13 protein-coding genes and 1 tRNA gene are annotated in these 15,596 nt (G+C 71.9%); 7 read left to right on the forward strand and 7 right to left on the reverse strand.

From position 1 onward, the window contains the following. Window positions 1-33: 33 nt before the first annotated feature. Window positions 34-621, reverse strand: a complete 588-nt coding sequence (locus AS029_RS13740; RefSeq protein ID WP_058233165.1) for a histidine phosphatase family protein — start codon at window positions 619-621, stop codon at window positions 34-36. A 208-nt stretch (window positions 622-829) separates the two neighbouring features. Then, window positions 830-1,678 (reverse strand): Sir2 family NAD-dependent protein deacetylase, encoded by an 849-nt coding sequence (locus AS029_RS13745; protein ID WP_058233166.1) that lies wholly within the window; start codon window positions 1,676-1,678, stop codon window positions 830-832. A 157-nt stretch (window positions 1,679-1,835) separates the two neighbouring features. Here AS029_RS13745 and AS029_RS13750 point away from each other — a divergent pair, with 157 nt between their 5' ends. Further along, the gene (locus tag AS029_RS13750) at window positions 1,836-2,642 is read left to right on the forward strand and encodes a TrmH family RNA methyltransferase (protein WP_058233167.1); all 807 of its coding nucleotides are present in this window, start codon (window positions 1,836-1,838) and stop codon (window positions 2,640-2,642) included. A gap of 239 nt (window positions 2,643-2,881) precedes the next feature. Here the strand turns inward: AS029_RS13750 and AS029_RS13755 are convergent, their stop codons facing one another. After that, window positions 2,882-3,742, reverse strand: a complete 861-nt coding sequence (locus AS029_RS13755; protein WP_058233168.1) for an SGNH/GDSL hydrolase family protein — start codon at window positions 3,740-3,742, stop codon at window positions 2,882-2,884. Window positions 3,743-4,069: 327 nt separating this feature from the next. On the opposite strand from AS029_RS13755, the gene AS029_RS13760 reads away from it, so the two are divergent. Beyond that, window positions 4,070-6,280 carry a DEAD/DEAH box helicase family protein gene (locus AS029_RS13760; protein WP_228375956.1) on the forward strand — a complete coding sequence of 737 codons (2,211 nt, stop codon included), beginning with the start codon at window positions 4,070-4,072 and terminating at the stop codon, window positions 6,278-6,280. 300 nt (window positions 6,281-6,580) lie between these two features. Continuing rightward, window positions 6,581-7,660: a VIT1/CCC1 transporter family protein gene (locus tag AS029_RS13765; protein ID WP_058233169.1), complete on the forward strand. Its 1,080-nt coding sequence runs from the start codon at window positions 6,581-6,583 to the stop codon at window positions 7,658-7,660. A 624-nt stretch (window positions 7,661-8,284) separates the two neighbouring features. On the opposite strand, the gene AS029_RS13770 is transcribed toward AS029_RS13765, so the two are convergent. Continuing rightward, entirely contained in the window at window positions 8,285-9,331 is a 1,047-nt protein-coding gene (locus AS029_RS13770) for an isopenicillin N synthase family dioxygenase (RefSeq protein WP_058233170.1), read from the reverse strand. A 231-nt stretch (window positions 9,332-9,562) separates the two neighbouring features. Further along, window positions 9,563-9,648, reverse strand: a tRNA-Leu gene (locus tag AS029_RS13775). A 217-nt stretch (window positions 9,649-9,865) separates the two neighbouring features. Here AS029_RS13775 and AS029_RS13780 point away from each other — a divergent pair. Together AS029_RS13780 and AS029_RS13785 are read left to right on the forward strand one after the other, a co-directional pair. Further along, window positions 9,866-11,167, forward strand: coding sequence for a M20/M25/M40 family metallo-hydrolase (locus AS029_RS13780; RefSeq protein WP_058233171.1), 1,302 nt, complete (start codon window positions 9,866-9,868; stop codon window positions 11,165-11,167). Between the two features lie 8 nt (window positions 11,168-11,175). After that, a complete protein-coding gene (locus tag AS029_RS13785) occupies window positions 11,176-12,024 on the forward strand; it encodes an undecaprenyl-diphosphate phosphatase (protein WP_058233172.1) in 849 nt (282 codons plus the stop codon). Window positions 12,025-12,512: 488 nt separating this feature from the next. Here the strand turns inward: AS029_RS13785 and AS029_RS13790 are convergent, their stop codons facing one another. Beyond that, window positions 12,513-13,535 carry a sugar-transfer associated ATP-grasp domain-containing protein gene (locus tag AS029_RS13790; RefSeq protein WP_058233269.1) on the reverse strand — a complete coding sequence of 341 codons (1,023 nt, stop codon included), beginning with the start codon at window positions 13,533-13,535 and terminating at the stop codon, window positions 12,513-12,515. Window positions 13,536-13,580: 45 nt separating this feature from the next. Between AS029_RS13790 and AS029_RS13795 the strand changes: the two genes are divergently transcribed. Next, the gene (locus AS029_RS13795) at window positions 13,581-14,216 is read left to right on the forward strand and encodes an alanine racemase C-terminal domain-containing protein (RefSeq protein ID WP_058233173.1); all 636 of its coding nucleotides are present in this window, start codon (window positions 13,581-13,583) and stop codon (window positions 14,214-14,216) included. Further along, window positions 14,213-15,244, forward strand: coding sequence for an alanine racemase (locus AS029_RS13800; protein ID WP_058233174.1), 1,032 nt, complete (start codon window positions 14,213-14,215; stop codon window positions 15,242-15,244). The genes AS029_RS13795 and AS029_RS13800 overlap by 4 nt, the downstream gene beginning before the upstream one ends. Before the next feature lie 63 nt (window positions 15,245-15,307). Here AS029_RS13800 and AS029_RS13805 read toward each other — a convergent pair whose 3' ends face one another. Further along, window positions 15,308-15,526, reverse strand: coding sequence for a DUF7455 domain-containing protein (locus AS029_RS13805; RefSeq protein WP_058233175.1), 219 nt, complete (start codon window positions 15,524-15,526; stop codon window positions 15,308-15,310). Between the last annotated feature and the right edge of the window lie 70 nt (window positions 15,527-15,596).

Raw genomic sequence — 15,596 nt, forward strand, 5'->3', positions numbered from 1 at the left:
AGCCTGTCGAAGCCCCCGGGAAGCCGTGTCGGCCTAGCTCGCGACGCCCGCGTAGGCGAGCATCTCCCACGCGTCGCCGTCGAGGCGGAACGTCGTCGCCGAGCAGTTCGGCAGCCGTTCGCCCTCGCGGGGGAACTCCCCGGCGGTGGCGAACATGATGACCTCGCGGATCAACGCGCCGTGCGCGACCGCGATGACGTCGACGCCGTCGGGCGTCTCGGCGACGACCTCGGCCAGCGCGGCGAGCGCGCGCTCGCGCACGACCGGCCACGACTCGGCGTTCGGCACGTCGGCGGCGTGCCACGGCCCGTACGTCTCGTAGAAGGTGGGGGCGTCCATGCCCTCGGCGTCGCCGTAGGAGCGCTCCTGGAGTCCCGGCATCCGTCGGCTCACCGTCGTTCCGAGCGCCGCGGCGATCACGTCGGCGGTCTCGGCCGCGCGGGAGAGGTCGCTCGAGACGATGACGACCTCGCGCCCCGCGTACTCGGCGGCGAGACGCTCGGCGAGCTCGCGCGCCTGTGCGCGACCGGTGTCGTTGAGGGGGATGTCGGTCGAGCCCTGGATGCGGCCCCCCGAGTTCCAGTCGGTCTCACCGTGTCGCACGAGGGTCAGGATCGTCACGGTTTGAGCCTAACCGAGCGCGGCGCGCGAGGCGTGGGGCGGCGCACAGGCGGTGGCGCGAGCCCGTCGGGGGTCGACGCCGGCTCGGCAGACGGGAGGGAATTCGCGGGAGGAAGGATGCCGCGGCGGTTTCCGGTCCTCCGCGCGCAGCTCCCCCGCTGACGGACCGCGCCCGCGGCGATGTCGTGGCTCGAAGAGGGGCGCCGGACTACAGCAGCCCCGGCAGCCGCTCTGCGAACGCCCGCAGAGCGTGGCTGGTGCCGCCGTCGACCTTGACCGTCGCGCGCTGGTCGGCGCGGGTCTCGCCGCGGTTGATGATGACGACCGGGAGTCGCTTCCGGCGTGCGCGCTCGACGAGGCGGATGCCGGAGTTGACCACGAGCGACGATCCCGCGACCACCAGCGCGTCGCTGGTGTGCACGAGCTGCTCGGCCTCACGGAACTTCTCGACCGGGATGTACTCGCCGAAGAACACGACGTCGGGCTTCAGGGTGCCCCCGCACACCGAGCACACGGGCACGACGAAGCCGTCGGCCGACGCGGGCGTCACGTCGCCGTCGGGCCCGAGTTCGACGTTCTCGGGCAGGGAGATCCACGGGTTGTCGGCCTCGACCCGCTCGGCGAGGTCGCGCCGGTCGAACACCTGGCCGCACTGCAGGCAGCCCACCCGGCGCATGGTGCCGTGCAGCTCCACGACGCGCCCGCTGCCGGCGCGCACGTGCAGACCGTCGACGTTCTGCGTGACGACGCCGTTCGCGACGCCCGCGGCTTCGAGCTCGGCGAGGGCGCGGTGGCCGTCGTTCGGCTCGGCGGCGGCGAACACCTTCCACCCGAGATGGCTGCCGACCCAGTAGCGTCGGCGCGCGTCGGCACTGGCGAGGAACTGCTGCGCCGTCATGGGCGTGCGCGTCGGCGCACCCTTGCCGCGATAGTCGGGGATGCCCGAATCGGTGGACACGCCCGCGCCCGTCAGCACCGCGATCCGGCGGCCGGCGAGCACCTCGAGAGCCCGATCGATGGATGCCGAGGACCCGGCATCCTTCGTCGTGTCGGTCATGCACACCTCCGTCGCACCGAGTCTAGAGCGGGGCGCCGACACCCGGCTCCCGCGAGGGACGACGGGCGAACGCTCAGAACGCCCGGACGACTTGACACCCCCCGCCCCGGAATGCTCGGGCGGGGCCCGGGGGTGGCGCGGCTGGCACGATGGGACGATGCCCGTCATCCCGCTCGACACCGTCGACGACCCGCGCCTCACCGACTACCGCGACCTCACCGACGTGTCGTTGCGCCGCGTATCGGAGCCCGCGGGAGGGCTCTACATCGCGGAGTCGTCCAAGGTGCTCGCCCGGGCGCTGAGCGCCGGCCACCGCCCCCGCTCGGTGCTCGTCCAGGAGAAGTTCCTCGCCGACGCCCTCTCCCTCGTCGGTGACGATGGCGAGATTTACGTCGTCTCTGCCGAGATCGCCGAGCAGGTCACCGGATACACCGTGCACCGGGGGCTCCTGGCATCCATGCACCGTCCCGCGCTGGCATCCGTCGAGGAGGTCGTGCGCGACGCGCGGCTCGTCGTCGTGCTCGAGGACATCGTCGACCACACCAACATCGGCGCCGCGTTCCGTTCCGCAGCGGCTCTCGGCGCGGACGCCGTGCTCGTCACCCCGCGCTGCGCCGATCCGCTCTACCGGCGGAGCGTGCGGGTGAGCATGGGCACGGTGTTCCAGGTGCCGTGGACGCGGCTGCCCGAGTGGTCGGAGGCGACGCCGCTGCTGCACGACGCGGGCTTGCACCTGGCCGCCCTCGCCCTCTCCGACGATGCCGTCACCCTCGACGACTTCTCGGCCGCGGGGCACGAGCGGGTCGCCCTGCTGCTCGGCGCGGAGGGAGACGGCCTCTCGCGCCGTGCGTTGGAAGCCGCCGACACGGTGGTGACGATTCCGATGGCCGGCGGAGTCGACTCGCTCAACGTCGCCGCGGCGAGCGCCGTCGCGCTGTGGGAGCTGGGGCGCGGGCGGCGCTGAGCTCGACGGGCAGCGCGGGTTCACGCTCGCTGCGCCGCGGTCCGACACCGGCGGCCGCGCCTTCGCGTGCCGGCGCCGCGCCGTCACATCGGGGTCTCGCGCGAGGCGAGCTTGTCGCGCGCGGGCGTGGTGCCGTCACATCGGCGTCTCGCGCGAAGCTAGCTTGTCGCGTGCCGGCGTCGTGCCGTCACATCGGCGTCTCGCGCGAGCCGCGCCTGTCGCGCGCGGGCGTGGTGCCGTCACATCGGCGTCTCGCGCGAAGCGGCGGCATCCCGGCCCGGTGCGAGCGTGACAACGGGGAGCGGCTCGGGGCGTTTGGCGGCGATGTGATCGCCCGACGACTGATGGCGCAGGCGTCGCAGCACCCACGGCACGAGGTACGACCGAGCCCAGACCAGGTCTTTCTCGCGCGCGGCACGCCAGGTGGTGGCCGCGAGGGCCTCGGGCTGCCGGGGCTGCAGATCGTTCGGCACGTTCAACGAGCGCAAGACCATGCGCGCCACCTCGTGGTGACCGAGCGCGTTGTAGTGCAGGCGGTCGTCGTCGAAGAACCGCATGTCCTGCACCTCTTTCAAGCCCCACTGGTCGGCGACGACGCAGTCGTGGGCGTCGGCGATCGCGCGGATGTTCTCGTTGTAGATCGCGACCTTGCCCCGGATGCCACGGAACACGGGCGTGAACTCCGTGTCGACGGCCGTGAACACGACGACGGTGGCATTGTCGCGGCGCAGGCGTACCACGGCGTCTTCGAACTGCCTCGCGACGGCGTCGGGATCGCTGCCGGGACGGATGACGTCGTTACCCCCGGCCGAGAAAGTGATGAGGTCGGGCTTGAGGGCGAGAGCGGGCTCGATCTGGTCGGCGACGATCTGCCCGATCAGCTTCCCTCGGACCGCGAGGTTGGCGTACGCGAAGTCGTCGACCTGCGCGGCGAGCACCTCGGCGACGCGATCGGCCCAGCCGCGGTGGCCGCCGTCGGGCAGCGGGTCGCCGATGCCCTCGGTGAACGAATCGCCGAGGGCGACATAGCGGCGCCAGGGATGCGGGCCGGGGTTGTCGGGCGAGGGCGAGGTGCGGGGCGAGTGCGGATCGAGTGTCATCGAAACCTCCACCTCCAGGCTAACCCCGGCCTCCGACATCGCGAGGGCGCGGTCTCGGCCGGCGGTCGTCGGTCCGTCGCGGCACCGCTCGGAGGCCGCGCGCGTCGCGCTACAGCCGTGCACGACGCAGGAGTTCCGGACGGGCCCGACACGCCGCGCCCCCGAATCCGATGCCGAGCCGGGGCTGGGGTGTCGAATGTCCTGCGTTGTGCACGCCCCGCGGTCGCCGACCGGGAGAGCGGCGACGGCCGACGGTCCACACCCCGCGTCGGGGAGCGTGCGGGTGACCTATCGTTGATGTTCGCGCTCGCGAGGAAAGGAGGGTCGATGCTGGAAGAAGAAGCCCGCACCTCGAACCTCCCGCATCCGGATGCCGCGACCTCGGCACCGCGCATCGCCAGTCCCGGCCCGGTCGCGAGTCCCGGCCCGGTCGCGAGTCCCGGCCCGGTCGCGAGCCCCGGCCCGGTGGCGAGCCTTGGCCGGGTCGCCAGTCCCCGCCCGGTCGCGAGCCCCGGACCCGCGGCATCCGTCTCCGCCGCCTCGGCAATCCCGCCCGCTCCCGTGGCATCCTCGCCCGCCCCCGCGGCATCCACCCCGCCCGCACCGGCGAGCCCCGCCCCCGCGGCATCCATCCCCCTCGATCCGGCCCACGCCACCGCCCCCGTGGCCGACCACCCCGTCCCGGGCGACGCCCCGTCGCCCGTCGACGGCGTCGAACCCCACTTCGGCTCGTTCGCCGCCGAGCACCTCTCGCCGTCGTTCCCGCAGCGCGCGCCGTGGGGAACCGCCCAGCGCCTCCGCGCCTGGCAGGCCGAGGCGCTCGACCTCTACTTCGGCCTCGACGGACCCGACGGCGAGGGCAAGGGTCCGCGCGACTTCCTCGCCGCCGCCACCCCGGGCGCCGGCAAGACGACGTTCGCCCTGCGCCTGGCATCCGAGCTCATGCGCCGCCGCGTCGTCGACCGCATCGTCGTCGTCGCCCCCACCGAGCACCTCAAGACCCAGTGGGCCGAGGCGGCCGCGCGCGTCGGCATCCGTCTCGATCCGTTCTTCTCCAACCGCCACGCCACGCCCTCGCGGCAGTACCACGGCGTCGCGGTCACCTACGCCCAGGTCGCGGTCAAGGCCGAGGTGCACCAGCGCCTGACGATGGATGCCAGAACCCTCGTCATCCTCGACGAGGTGCACCACGGCGGCGACGCCCTCAGCTGGGGCGATGCGCTGCGCGAGGCCTACAGCCGTGCCACCCGCCGCCTGCTGCTGTCGGGAACGCCGTTCCGCAGCGACACCGCGCCGATCCCGTTCGTGGAATACCACCCGAACGCCAAGGGCATCCGCCTCTCCCGCACCGACTACGCCTACGGCTACAAACGGGCCCTCGAAGACGGCGTCGTGCGCCCTGTGTTCTTCCTCGTCTACGCCGGTCAGATGCGCTGGCGCACCAAGGCGGGCGAAGAGATGGAGGCCCAGCTCGGGCAGGACAACACCAAGGACATCACCTCGCAGGCCTGGCGCACCGCGCTCGATCCGAACGGCGATTGGATCCCGGCCGTCCTCCGCTCCGCCGACCGTCGACTCACCGAGGTGCGCGAGACGGTTCCGGATGCCGGGGGCCTGGTCATCGCGACCGATCAGACCGCCGCGCGGGCGTACGCGGCCATCCTCGAAGACATCAGCGGCGAGAAGGTCACCGTCGTGCTCTCCGACGAGGCCGAGGCCTCGGGCCGTATCGAGACGTTCTCGAAGGGCACGAGCCGCTGGATGGTCGCCGTCCGCATGGTGTCGGAGGGCGTCGACGTTCCGCGCCTCGCCGTCGGGGTCTATGCGACGAGCGCCTCGACGCCGCTCTTCTTCGCCCAGGCCATCGGGCGTTTCGTGCGCGCTCGCCGCCGCGGCGAGACGGCCAGCGTGTTCCTGCCGAACGTGCCGCAGCTACTCGCGCTCGCCGGCGAGATGGAGGCGCAGCGCGAGCACGCCCTCGACCGCGACAGCGACGCGGACGATCAGTGGAACGCCGAAGAAGATTTGATGGATGCCGCCGAGCGCGAGGACAAGGCCTCCGATGCGCTCGAGCAGGAGTTCGAGTACCAGGCTCTCGGCTCGCTCGCCCACTTCGACCGCGTGATGTTCGACGGGCAGGAGTTCGGTCAGCTCGCCGTGCCGGGAACCATCGAGGAGGAGGAGTTCCTCGGCATCCCGGGTCTGCTCGAACCCGAGCAGGTGCACGAGGTGCTGATGTCGCGCGCGACCCGGCAGTCGCGGCACCGCTCCACCCGCGAGGCGACCGAGAAGGAGAACGGCGTCGAACCGCCCAGCGTCGACGACGGCGGGCTCCCGGCGCCGCTGCACCGCACGCTGAAAGAGCAGCGGCAGCTGCTGAACACGATGGTCGGCCTGTACGCGCGTCAGAGCGGCGAGCCGCACGGTCTCGTGCACGCCGAGCTCCGGCGCATCTGCGGCGGTCCCGCCGTGTCGCACGCGACCGTCGCGCAGCTGCAGGCGCGCATCGACGTGCTGCGCAAGCGCGTGCACTCCTGACCCCGGCGCAGCTGATCTGCGGTGCGGTTGATGCGCGGCGCGGCGTCTACCCGCGGCGCGGCGTCGACCCGCAGCGCGGCCTGCTCGCGGCGCTGCCGACCCGCGGCGCGGTTGACCCCGGCGCACGTCTCGCAGCGTCGCCCGGCATCCCTGTTTCGCGGACCCGAAACCCTGGCATCCACCCCTCACGTTCCGCGGGAACGCGGGCTTCGGAAGCCCGAAATGCTGTCAGTTTGGATCGACGCGCCCGGGGGAGCGCGGTCGCCTCATTACGGTTGTGGGCGACCCGAAGGAGCCCGCGTGACGACCCTCGCCACACCCACCGCCCGTGACCGCCGCCGCTGGGCGCGCTATCTCGTCGACGAGCGCGCCGAGGCCCGTGTGTACCGCGAGTTGGCGTCCCGCCGCACGGGCGAGGAGCGCGACATCCTGCTCGCCCTCGCCGAGGCGGAGGGGCGTCACGAGCAGCATTGGATCGACCTGCTCGGCGAGCAGCCGCAGCGCCTGCCGCACCCCGGGGTCGGAACGCGGATGCTGTCGTGGATGGCCCGCCGCTTCGGCTCGATCTTCGTGCTCGCCCTCGCCCAGAACGCCGAGGCCCGTTCGCCCTACGCCGACGAGCCCTACGCCACCGCCGCGATGGCCGCCGACGAGCGCGTGCACCATGAGGTCGTGCGCGGCCTCGCCGCCCGCGGCCGCCGACGCCTCTCGGGCACCTTCCGCGCCGCGGTGTTCGGCGCCAACGACGGCCTGGTGTCGAACCTCGCCCTGGTGATGGGCGTCGGGGCGACCGGCGTCGCCCCGAGCTTCGTGCTGTTCAGCGGGATCGCGGGCCTGCTGGCGGGAGCCCTGTCGATGGGCGCGGGCGAGTTCGTCTCGGTCCGCTCGCAGCGGGAGCTGCTCGAAGCCACGGAAGAGAGCGACTTCGCCGACGCGGCCCTGCCGCACCTCGATCTGGATGCCAACGAGCTCGCCCTCGTGTACCGCACGCGCGGCATGGATCCGGATGCCGCACTGACCAAGGCCCGCGAGGTCGTCACGGCCGCGCAATCCGGCACCGCCCCGGCAGCCGCCGCACCGGGGAAGAGCGCGCACGACGTCGTCGGCAGCGCGTGGGGCGCGTCGATCTCGAGCTTCCTGTTCTTCGCCTCGGGTGCGATCATCCCGGTGCTGCCCTGGATCTTCGGCATGAGCGGCCTCGGTGCGGTCGTGCTCGCTCTCGTGCTCGTCGGCATCGCGCTCATGGCCACCGGTGCCATGGTGGGGCTGCTCTCGGGTGCGTCGCCGCTCAAGCGCGGGCTGCGCCAACTCGCGATCGGCTTCGGTGCCGCCGCCATCACGTACGTGCTCGGCCTGCTGTTCGGAGTCTCCGCGGCCTGACGAGCGCCGCCGCCGCGGCTGGGCCGGTGACGTCGACTCGCGGCGGCGACTCGACCGGTGCCGCCGCCTCGACCGGCTGCGCCGCCTCGACCGGCGCAGCCGCCTCGACCGGCGCAGCCGCCGAGAAACGCTGTTTGCGTCGAGACACGCGGTGTTGTGGCGTTTCTCAGGGCAGACGGCGTTTCTCGCGCGGGGGCAGCGACTCGACCGGCGGCGTCGGCGCCACGGCGGGGCCGGCGACAGCGGCTCGACCGGTGTCGCCGTCGAGAAAACGCCACTCGCGTCGAGACACACGACATCGTGGCGTTTGTCAGAGCGGATAGCGTTTCTCGCGCGGGGCGGCTCGGCCGGTGCGGCCGACAAACGGAGTTTGCGTCGAGACACGCGGCGTCGTGGCGTTTCTCAGCGCGAACGGCGTTTCTCGCGCGGGGTAGCGCCGCCGCCGCGGCGGGGCCGGCGACAGCGGCTCGGTCGCGCCGCCGCCGAGAAACGCTGTTGGCAACGAGACACGCGTCGTTGTGGCGTTTCTCGCCGCGAATAGCGTTTCTCGCGGAGGGCTGCGGCTCCGCTGCCGCGCCGCCGCCGGCGACGGAGCGCAGGAACGGGCGGAGCGCGGGGTCGGCGTCAGCCGCGCGTCGCCGCCGCCACCCGCGCGGCCTCGCGCACCGCACCGACGTTTTTGCGCCCCGCGCGGGATCCGGCGAGCTTGGCCGTGATGTGCTCGCGCACCGTCACGGGGTCGTACACCGCCGGCGCCTCGGGCGTCACGAAGTGCGGCAGCGGTGCGATGACGGCATCCGCGTTGCCGTCGTGGAAGAAAGCCGCCGACCGCCGCCGCTCGATCGTGCCGTCGATGACGGGCGGCTTCACCCGGTGCAGCGTCGACAGCCACTTGTCGTTGGTCAGCCGCGCGGCCACGTCGCCGAGGTTGACCAGCAGCGCGCCCTCGGCGGGTGCGACGTCGTTCCACGAGCCGTCCAGGCCGAGCACCTGCAGGCCCGCGACCCGATCCGCCCACAGCACCGTGACGAGGCCGAAGTCGGTGTGCTCGCCCATCCCCGTCAGCTCGGCGCCGAGCTCGATCGACCCCGGCGGCAGGGCGTAGTTGTTCATGCGCAGCACGTCGATCGAGTGCCCCGTGATGCCCTCGAAGAAGTCGTCGGGCACACGCAGCGCCGCCGCGAACACGCGCGTCAGCGTCCGGGCCACGCGCCGTGCTTCGTCGTAGTAGGCGGTGACGGCCGGCTCGAAGGCCGGGGCCTCATCGGGCCACGTGTTCTCGGCGTAGTCCGCGGGCGTCGCTGACGTCTCCGGATACTCCCGCCACGACGTCCCCACGTTGAACGCCTCGAAGAAGTCGTTCATGCGCGTGACGGGGTCGACGCCGAGGCTGTAGCTCAGCGACTCGCTCTTCGGCGGGCTGTATCCGCGGTTCTCGGACCCCGGACGCACATACCGCTTCTTCTCGTCCAGCGGCAGCGCGAAGAACGCGTCGAGCGCGCCCGTGAAGTCATTCAGCACCGCATTCGGGATGCCGTGCCCCACCACCTGCATGAACCCGACGGTGCGGCACGCGTGGTCGACGGCGGCGACCACCGCCGCGCGCGCATCGGGCGAGCCGGGACCCACCCACGCGGAGATGTCGATCGTGGGCACGCGGAAAGCAGGCATGTCTCGACGCTAAGCGCGACGTGTCACACCCGTGTTTCGGGGGAGTCACGCACGCGTGGATGCCGGGACGCGAGGCGCGAGGGGGACTTTTCCCCACCGCCCCTCCACCCGCCGCTACGCGGCGCGCGGAGCCTCCGGCGGCGTGGGCCCAACCCAGAACGGGTTCGCGGCCGACCCTTCCGCAGACAACGAAGAAGGCCCCGGGATGAACCCGGGGCCTTCTTCGTTCTGTGCGCGAGGGGGGACTTGAACCCCCACGCCCGTTAAAGGGCACTAGCACCTCAAGCTAGCGCGTCTACCTATTCCGCCACCCGCGCATCTGGGTGAATTGTCGCTTGCGCAACGAGGAACGACATTACCACGCCGCGAAGCCCCACTCGAACCGGCGACGCAGCCCGGGCGCGTCCGAGCGCGCCGCCCACAGGGGGCCGCGTCGTCCACCGGCCGGCCGCCCGTCCTCCCCAGGGTGCCGCGGCGAGCGAACCGAGGGACACGCGACGGGAGTCGTCCTCGCGTCCCGGTACGGTAGTGCGCATGTCCGAGCCCGAAAACGTCGTCCCCGAGGTCGCGCGCATCGCGTCCGATCTCATCCGGTTCGACACCTCGAACTACGGCGGAGGCCGGTCGAACGGCGAGCGCGAGGCGGCCGAGTACGCCGGCGCCTACCTCGAAGCACTCGGTCTCGACACCGATTACTACGAGCCCGTCGAGCGCCGCACGAATGTCTGCGCCCGCGTTCCCGGCCGCAACCCCGACAAGCCCGCGCTCGTGCTGCACGGCCACCTCGACGTCGTGCCCGCCGTCGCCGACGACTGGAGCGTCGACCCCTTCGCCGGCGAGATCCGCGACGGCATCCTATGGGGCCGCGGAGCGGTCGACATGAAGAACATGGATGCCATGATCCTCACCGCCGTCGCCGACCTGCTGCGGACGGGCGAACAGCCCGAGCGCGACGTGATCGTGACGTTCTTCGCCGATGAGGAGAACGGTGGCGTCGAGGGCTCGGGCCGGGTGGTGAAGGACCGTCCCGAATGGTTCGCCGGGGCCACCGAGGCCATCAGCGAGGTGGGCGGGTACTCCATCGCCGTCGGCGACCGGCGCGCCTACCTGCTGCAGGTCGGCGAGAAGGCGCTGCTGTGGATCAAGCTGGTCGCACGAGGTCGGGCCGGTCACGGCAGCCGCCTGCACCCCGACAACGCGGTCACCCGTCTCGCCGAAGCGGTCGCGGCTCTCGGACGCACGGAATGGCCCATCCGGCTCACCGACACCACGACCGCCCTGCTGGCGGGGCTGGCGCAGATCACTGGTGACGACGCGGACGACCCCGACGCGCTCGCGCAGCGCACCGGCGCGGCGGCGAGCTTCGTCCAGTCCACCCTGCGCACCACGACGAACCCGACGGGCCTGACCGCCGGCTACAAGCACAACGTGATCCCCGACCGCGCCGAAGCGCTCATCGACGTGCGGGTCCTGCCCGGCACCGAGGAGGCCGCTCTCGCCGACATCCAACGGATCGTCGGTGATGGCGTCGACATCGAGATCGTGCATCGCGACATCGGTCTCGAGGTGCCCTTCGCCGGAGGCCTGGTCGACGCGATGGTCGCGCAGCTCGGCCGCCACGACCCGGGCGTCCCCGTCATCCCGTACCTGCTGGGTGCGGGAACCGACAACAAGGCCCTCTCCACGCTCGGAATCTCCGGTTACGGATTCGCGCCGCTGCGACTTCCCGCCGATCTCGACTTCACCGGAATGTTCCACGGTGTCGACGAGCGCGTCCCCGTCGACGCGCTCGAGTTCGGTCGACGTGTTCTCGCCGACCTTCTCCGGACGTACTGAAGGACCGCATGCATATCTTCGAGGTCATCATCCTCGGGCTCGTTCAGGGCCTCACCGAATTCCTCCCCATCTCCTCCAGCGCGCACCTGCGCATCGTGGGCGAGTTCCTCCCGTCGCAGACCGACCCCGGCGCGACCTTCACCGCCATCACGCAGATCGGCACCGAGCTCGCCGTCCTGATCTACTTCCGCGCGAAGATCGCCCGCGTCATCTCGCGGTGGTTCCTCTCGCTCAGCGGCAAGGTGCCGCGCAACGACCCCGACGCCCGCATGGGCTGGCTCGTCATCATCGGCACCATCCCCATCGCCCTCCTCGGCGTGCTGCTGCAGAGCCTGATCCGCGACAACTTCCGCAGCCTCTGGATCACCGCTGTCGTGCTGATCGTCTTCGGCATCCTGCTGGGTCTCGCCGACCACTACGGCAAGCGCCGCCGCGACCTCGACGACCTCACCTACCCGCACGGCGTGGCGTACGGTTTCGCCCAGGCGCTCGCCCTCGTCCCCGGCGTCTCGCGCTCGGGCGCGACGACGACGCTGGGTCGGGCGCTCGGCTACAAGCGCACCGCCGCGGCCGAGTACTCGTTCCTCCTGGCCGTGCCCGCCGTGTTCGCCAGCGGGCTGTACGAGCTCTACAAGAGCTTCGACGAGGGCACCGGACCCTACAACCTGGGCGAGACGGCCATCGCGACGATCATCGCGTTCGTCGTCGGCTACCTCGTCATCGCCTTCCTCATGCAGTACCTCAAGCGCGGCAGCTTCCTGCCGTTCGTGATCTACCGCGTGGCGCTCGGCATCCTCATCATCGTGCTGCTGCTGCTCGGGGTGGTGCCGGCCGAGTCGGCCATCATGGCCGGCTGACCCGACCCCTTCCCTCCACCGGCGCCGAGCCTCGCGGAGACGGATGCCACGGCACCCGCCGCTCTGCAGGGCTCGGCGCTGTCGTTCCTGGCGAAGCGCGGAGACGCACGCCGCGGCGTCCGTCCTCCGCAGGGCTCGCCGTCGCTTCTGCTGAACGCGGAGACGCACTGCAGGGCATCCGCCGCTCCGCCAGGCTCGGCGCCGTCGTTCCTGCCGAAGGGCGAAGATGGATGCCACGGCCTCCGCGCCCCGCAGGGCTCGGCGCTGTTGCTCCGGCCGAACGCGGAGCTGGATGCCACGGCCTCCGCGCCCCGCAGAGCTCAGCACCGTCGTTCCTCCCGAGACGGCGGCTCAGCCCTCGCGCGAGCGATCAGGCGGGCGGGACGTGCTCGCGCTCGTTCGGCCCCGTCGGCCGTCGGCCGAGTCCGCCCCGACGACAAAGCGAAGGCCCGCCCCCGACACGGGGGCGGGCCTGTCTGCATCCGGGATCAGAACCCGATCGCGGCCCGGTAGCGCGGCTTGTGGCCGGTGCGGATACCGGTGACGCTCGGCTTGTTCTCGTACACGCCGGCGCCCCAGTTGCCCTCGACGAGCACGGGGCCGTCGGGGCCGACGACGATGTCCCAGCCGACGTACTGCACTTGGGGCACGACGCGCGCGACCTGGTCGACGAACGCCTTGACCTCGTCGATCATCGGCAGCTGGAAGTCGGCGATGCGCACGCCCGAGTCGGGGTGCACCTCGTGCACATGGCCGTGGGAGTCGTAGCCGGCGCCGAGGGCGCGGCCGTCGTCGTCGAGCATCGTGTAGAAGCCGCCGAAGGTCATCTGGTCGCTGACGGCGCCGCGGCCGAACTTCTGCGCCATCGCGAGGATATGGGTCTTCCGTCCGTCGAAGAACGCCGTCACGCGCGTGGTGTTGACGGTGCCGGGGCAGACGGCCGCCAGGTCGTCGTGCTGGCGGATGACCTCTTCGACGAGGATCTCGCCGCGCTCGAGCAGTCCGCGGTGGAAGGCCCCCCAATCCTCGACCTCGGCGGCGTGGTAGCGGTGCACGCCGGTGCCGGCCTGGCCCACCGGCTCCTTGGTGACGACGGTGCCGAGGCGCTCGGTGAACGCGCGCAGCTCGTCGGCGTTGTCGGCATCCACCACCATCCAGTCCCGGCGCAGGAACTCGCTGAAGCGGCGGTCGAAAGCCACCTTGTCCTGGAAGATGCCGCGGAAGTCGGGGTGGTCGTACTTCTGAGAGATCTGGTTCGACACCGGGTGCGTCATGTAAGTCGCACGCTCGGCCGGGGTGAGGATGGCGAAGTCGTAGTCGATGTAGTCCTGGAACCCGACGTTCTTCACACCCGCCTGGAAGAGCATGTCGGCGACGACCAGCGGCATGGCCTTGCCGTGCTGAGCCGAGGCCTCTTTGGCCCGTTCGATCACCGAGCCCACATCGATGCGGCGGGCGCGATCGGCGAGGTAGCGCAGACGGGTGACGGGGGAGAAGCCCTGGCTAGGCATGCACGCTCCGGGGTCGGGGATCACGGACCCCGTTAGTCTAGATGCGTGACCTTCACGCTCCCTGCCCGCACGCCCGGGGCCGGGGGAGTCGCCCCCGTGGCCCTCGTCTCCGAGGCCGCGCTGCGCCACAACGCTCCGCGGGCGGTGGGCGGCGACGACGACGTTCTCGCCGCCGACGGGTGGGGCCACGGCGCCCGGTGGGTGGCATCGGTGCTGTCCGATCTGGGGATGGATGCCGAGGGCCTCGACGCCGCGACGCTGTTCGGCCTGCCGGGCTCCGACGTTCGGCCGGTGCTGTCGTTGCGCGGGCGCGCGCTCGGAACGAAGCCGCTGCTGCGCGGCGAGGGCGTCTCGTACGGCTACACCCATCGCGCGGCGCGCGACAGCACCGTCGCGCTCGTGACGGGGGGCTACGCGCAGGGCGTCGTGCGCTCGCTCGGCAATGCCGCGACCGTCGCGATCGACGGGCGCCGCCACCCGATCGTGGGCCGAGTGGCCATGGACGTCTGCGTCGTCGATGTCGGCGACGCACCCGTGGCGCGCGGGGCGGAGGTCGTGTTCTTCGGCGATCCGCGGCGCGACGAGCCCTCCCTGGCGGAGTGGACGGATGCCACGGGCTGGACCGCGGCCGAGATCGTCGCCGCGGTGGGTGCGCGAGCCGATCGCCGGGTGTCCGCATGAGTGCCGAATACCGCGTCGACCTGGACGCCTTCCGTCGCAACCTCCGCCGTGTACGCGAGGCTGTCGCCCCGGCGGCGCACATGCTCGTCGTGAAAGACGATGCGTACGCCCACGGTCTCGAGACGCTGGTGCGCCGGGCGTGGGACGAGGGCGTCCGCTGGTTCGGGGCGTTCGACGTCGCCACCGGCGCGGCCGTCCGCGCGATCACCGGACCCGACGCGCGCATCTTCGTCTGGCTCATCGGCGGTGTCGACGACCTGCGCGCCGGCATCGCCGCCGACCTCGACCTCGGCATCGGCGACGAGGCGCTGCTCGACGACCTCGCGGGATCGCCGGCCGCGTCGGCCCGCGTGCACCTGAAGGTCGACACGGGCCTGCACCGCAACGGCATCCGCCCGGAGCGCTGGGATGCCGCGCTCGCGCGTACCGCCGAGCTCGTCGATCAGGGCCGAGCCGTTCTCGAGGGGATCTGGTCGCACATCTCCGAAGCGTCGGATGCCGACGACGACGACGCCCGCGCGCTCTTCCTCTCCGCGCGTGACGCGGCGCGCGCCGCCGGCCTCGAACCCCGTTTCTCGCACCTCGCCGCGAGTGCCGCCGGCTTCGCCCGCGGGGAGTTCCGCGAAGATCTCGTGCGCGTCGGCGCGTTCTCGTACGGCATCCGCCCCGCCGGCGGCCCGGGTGAGGTGGAGCTCGGCATCGAGCCCATCGCGGCTCTGGTCGCCACCGTCATCGCCGTCGACCCGGCGGGTGTGCATCTCGACGTCGGCAGCCTGCACGGTCTCCCGAGCGCCCTGAGCGGGCGGTTCGACGTCATCACTCCCGCGGGCCCGCGCCGCGTAGAGGCCATCGGTGCGACCTCGACGGCCCTCGCCCCGTGGGACGACGCGCGGGTCGGCGACGAGATCACCGTCTTCGGGCGGGGCGCCTTGCGAAGCGCGACCGATCTCGCCGAGCTGATCGATACCATCGGCGAAGAGATCGCGCTGCGCGTCTCGCCGTCGATACCCCGGGTGTACGCGGGCTGAGACGCAGAACGGGCCCCGCCTCACTCGCGAAGGAGTGAGCAGGACCCGTTGCTGACGGAGGGCTCAGTCGGTTGAGGTGAGTCGCGCCGTCTCGTCGTGCCATGAGGTCGCGACGCTGCGGAGCTTCTCCTCGTACTTGCGGCCGTGGTGGGCGCAGAACAGCAGCTCGCTGCCGTTCACCTCCGCGGCGATGTAGGCCTGTGCGCCGCAGGAGTCGCAGCGATCCGCCGCCGTCAGGCGGTGGTCGAGAACGGTCGCGTCGGGTGCAGTCGTGGTGGTCATCTCGGGTGCCCTCCTCATGTGGTCGTGGGCGAGTCTCCATATACAACCACGCGGATGTTTCCCCTATGCC

This window comes from Microbacterium enclense (genome assembly GCF_001456955.1).
GTDB classification, from domain to species: domain Bacteria; phylum Actinomycetota; class Actinomycetes; order Actinomycetales; family Microbacteriaceae; genus Microbacterium; species Microbacterium enclense.

What these genes read in the sequence shown, in the direction of transcription:
- AS029_RS13755 (WP_058233168.1), bottom strand. Translation starts at nt 3,742, where the DNA reads ATGACACTCGATCCGCACTCGCCCCGCACCTCGCCCTCGCCCGACAAC.
- AS029_RS13750 (WP_058233167.1), top strand. Translation starts at nt 1,836, where the DNA reads ATGCCCGTCATCCCGCTCGACACCGTCGACGACCCGCGCCTCACCGAC.
- AS029_RS13770 (WP_058233170.1), bottom strand. Translation starts at nt 9,331, where the DNA reads ATGCCTGCTTTCCGCGTGCCCACGATCGACATCTCCGCGTGGGTGGGT.
- AS029_RS13805 (WP_058233175.1), bottom strand. Translation starts at nt 15,526, where the DNA reads ATGACCACCACGACTGCACCCGACGCGACCGTTCTCGACCACCGCCTG.
- AS029_RS13780 (WP_058233171.1), top strand. Translation starts at nt 9,866, where the DNA reads ATGTCCGAGCCCGAAAACGTCGTCCCCGAGGTCGCGCGCATCGCGTCC.
- AS029_RS13785 (WP_058233172.1), top strand. Translation starts at nt 11,176, where the DNA reads ATGCATATCTTCGAGGTCATCATCCTCGGGCTCGTTCAGGGCCTCACC.
- AS029_RS13760 (WP_228375956.1), top strand. Translation starts at nt 4,070, where the DNA reads ATGCTGGAAGAAGAAGCCCGCACCTCGAACCTCCCGCATCCGGATGCC.
- AS029_RS13800 (WP_058233174.1), top strand. Translation starts at nt 14,213, where the DNA reads ATGAGTGCCGAATACCGCGTCGACCTGGACGCCTTCCGTCGCAACCTC.
- AS029_RS13745 (WP_058233166.1), bottom strand. Translation starts at nt 1,678, where the DNA reads ATGACCGACACGACGAAGGATGCCGGGTCCTCGGCATCCATCGATCGG.
- AS029_RS13790 (WP_058233269.1), bottom strand. Translation starts at nt 13,535, where the DNA reads ATGCCTAGCCAGGGCTTCTCCCCCGTCACCCGTCTGCGCTACCTCGCC.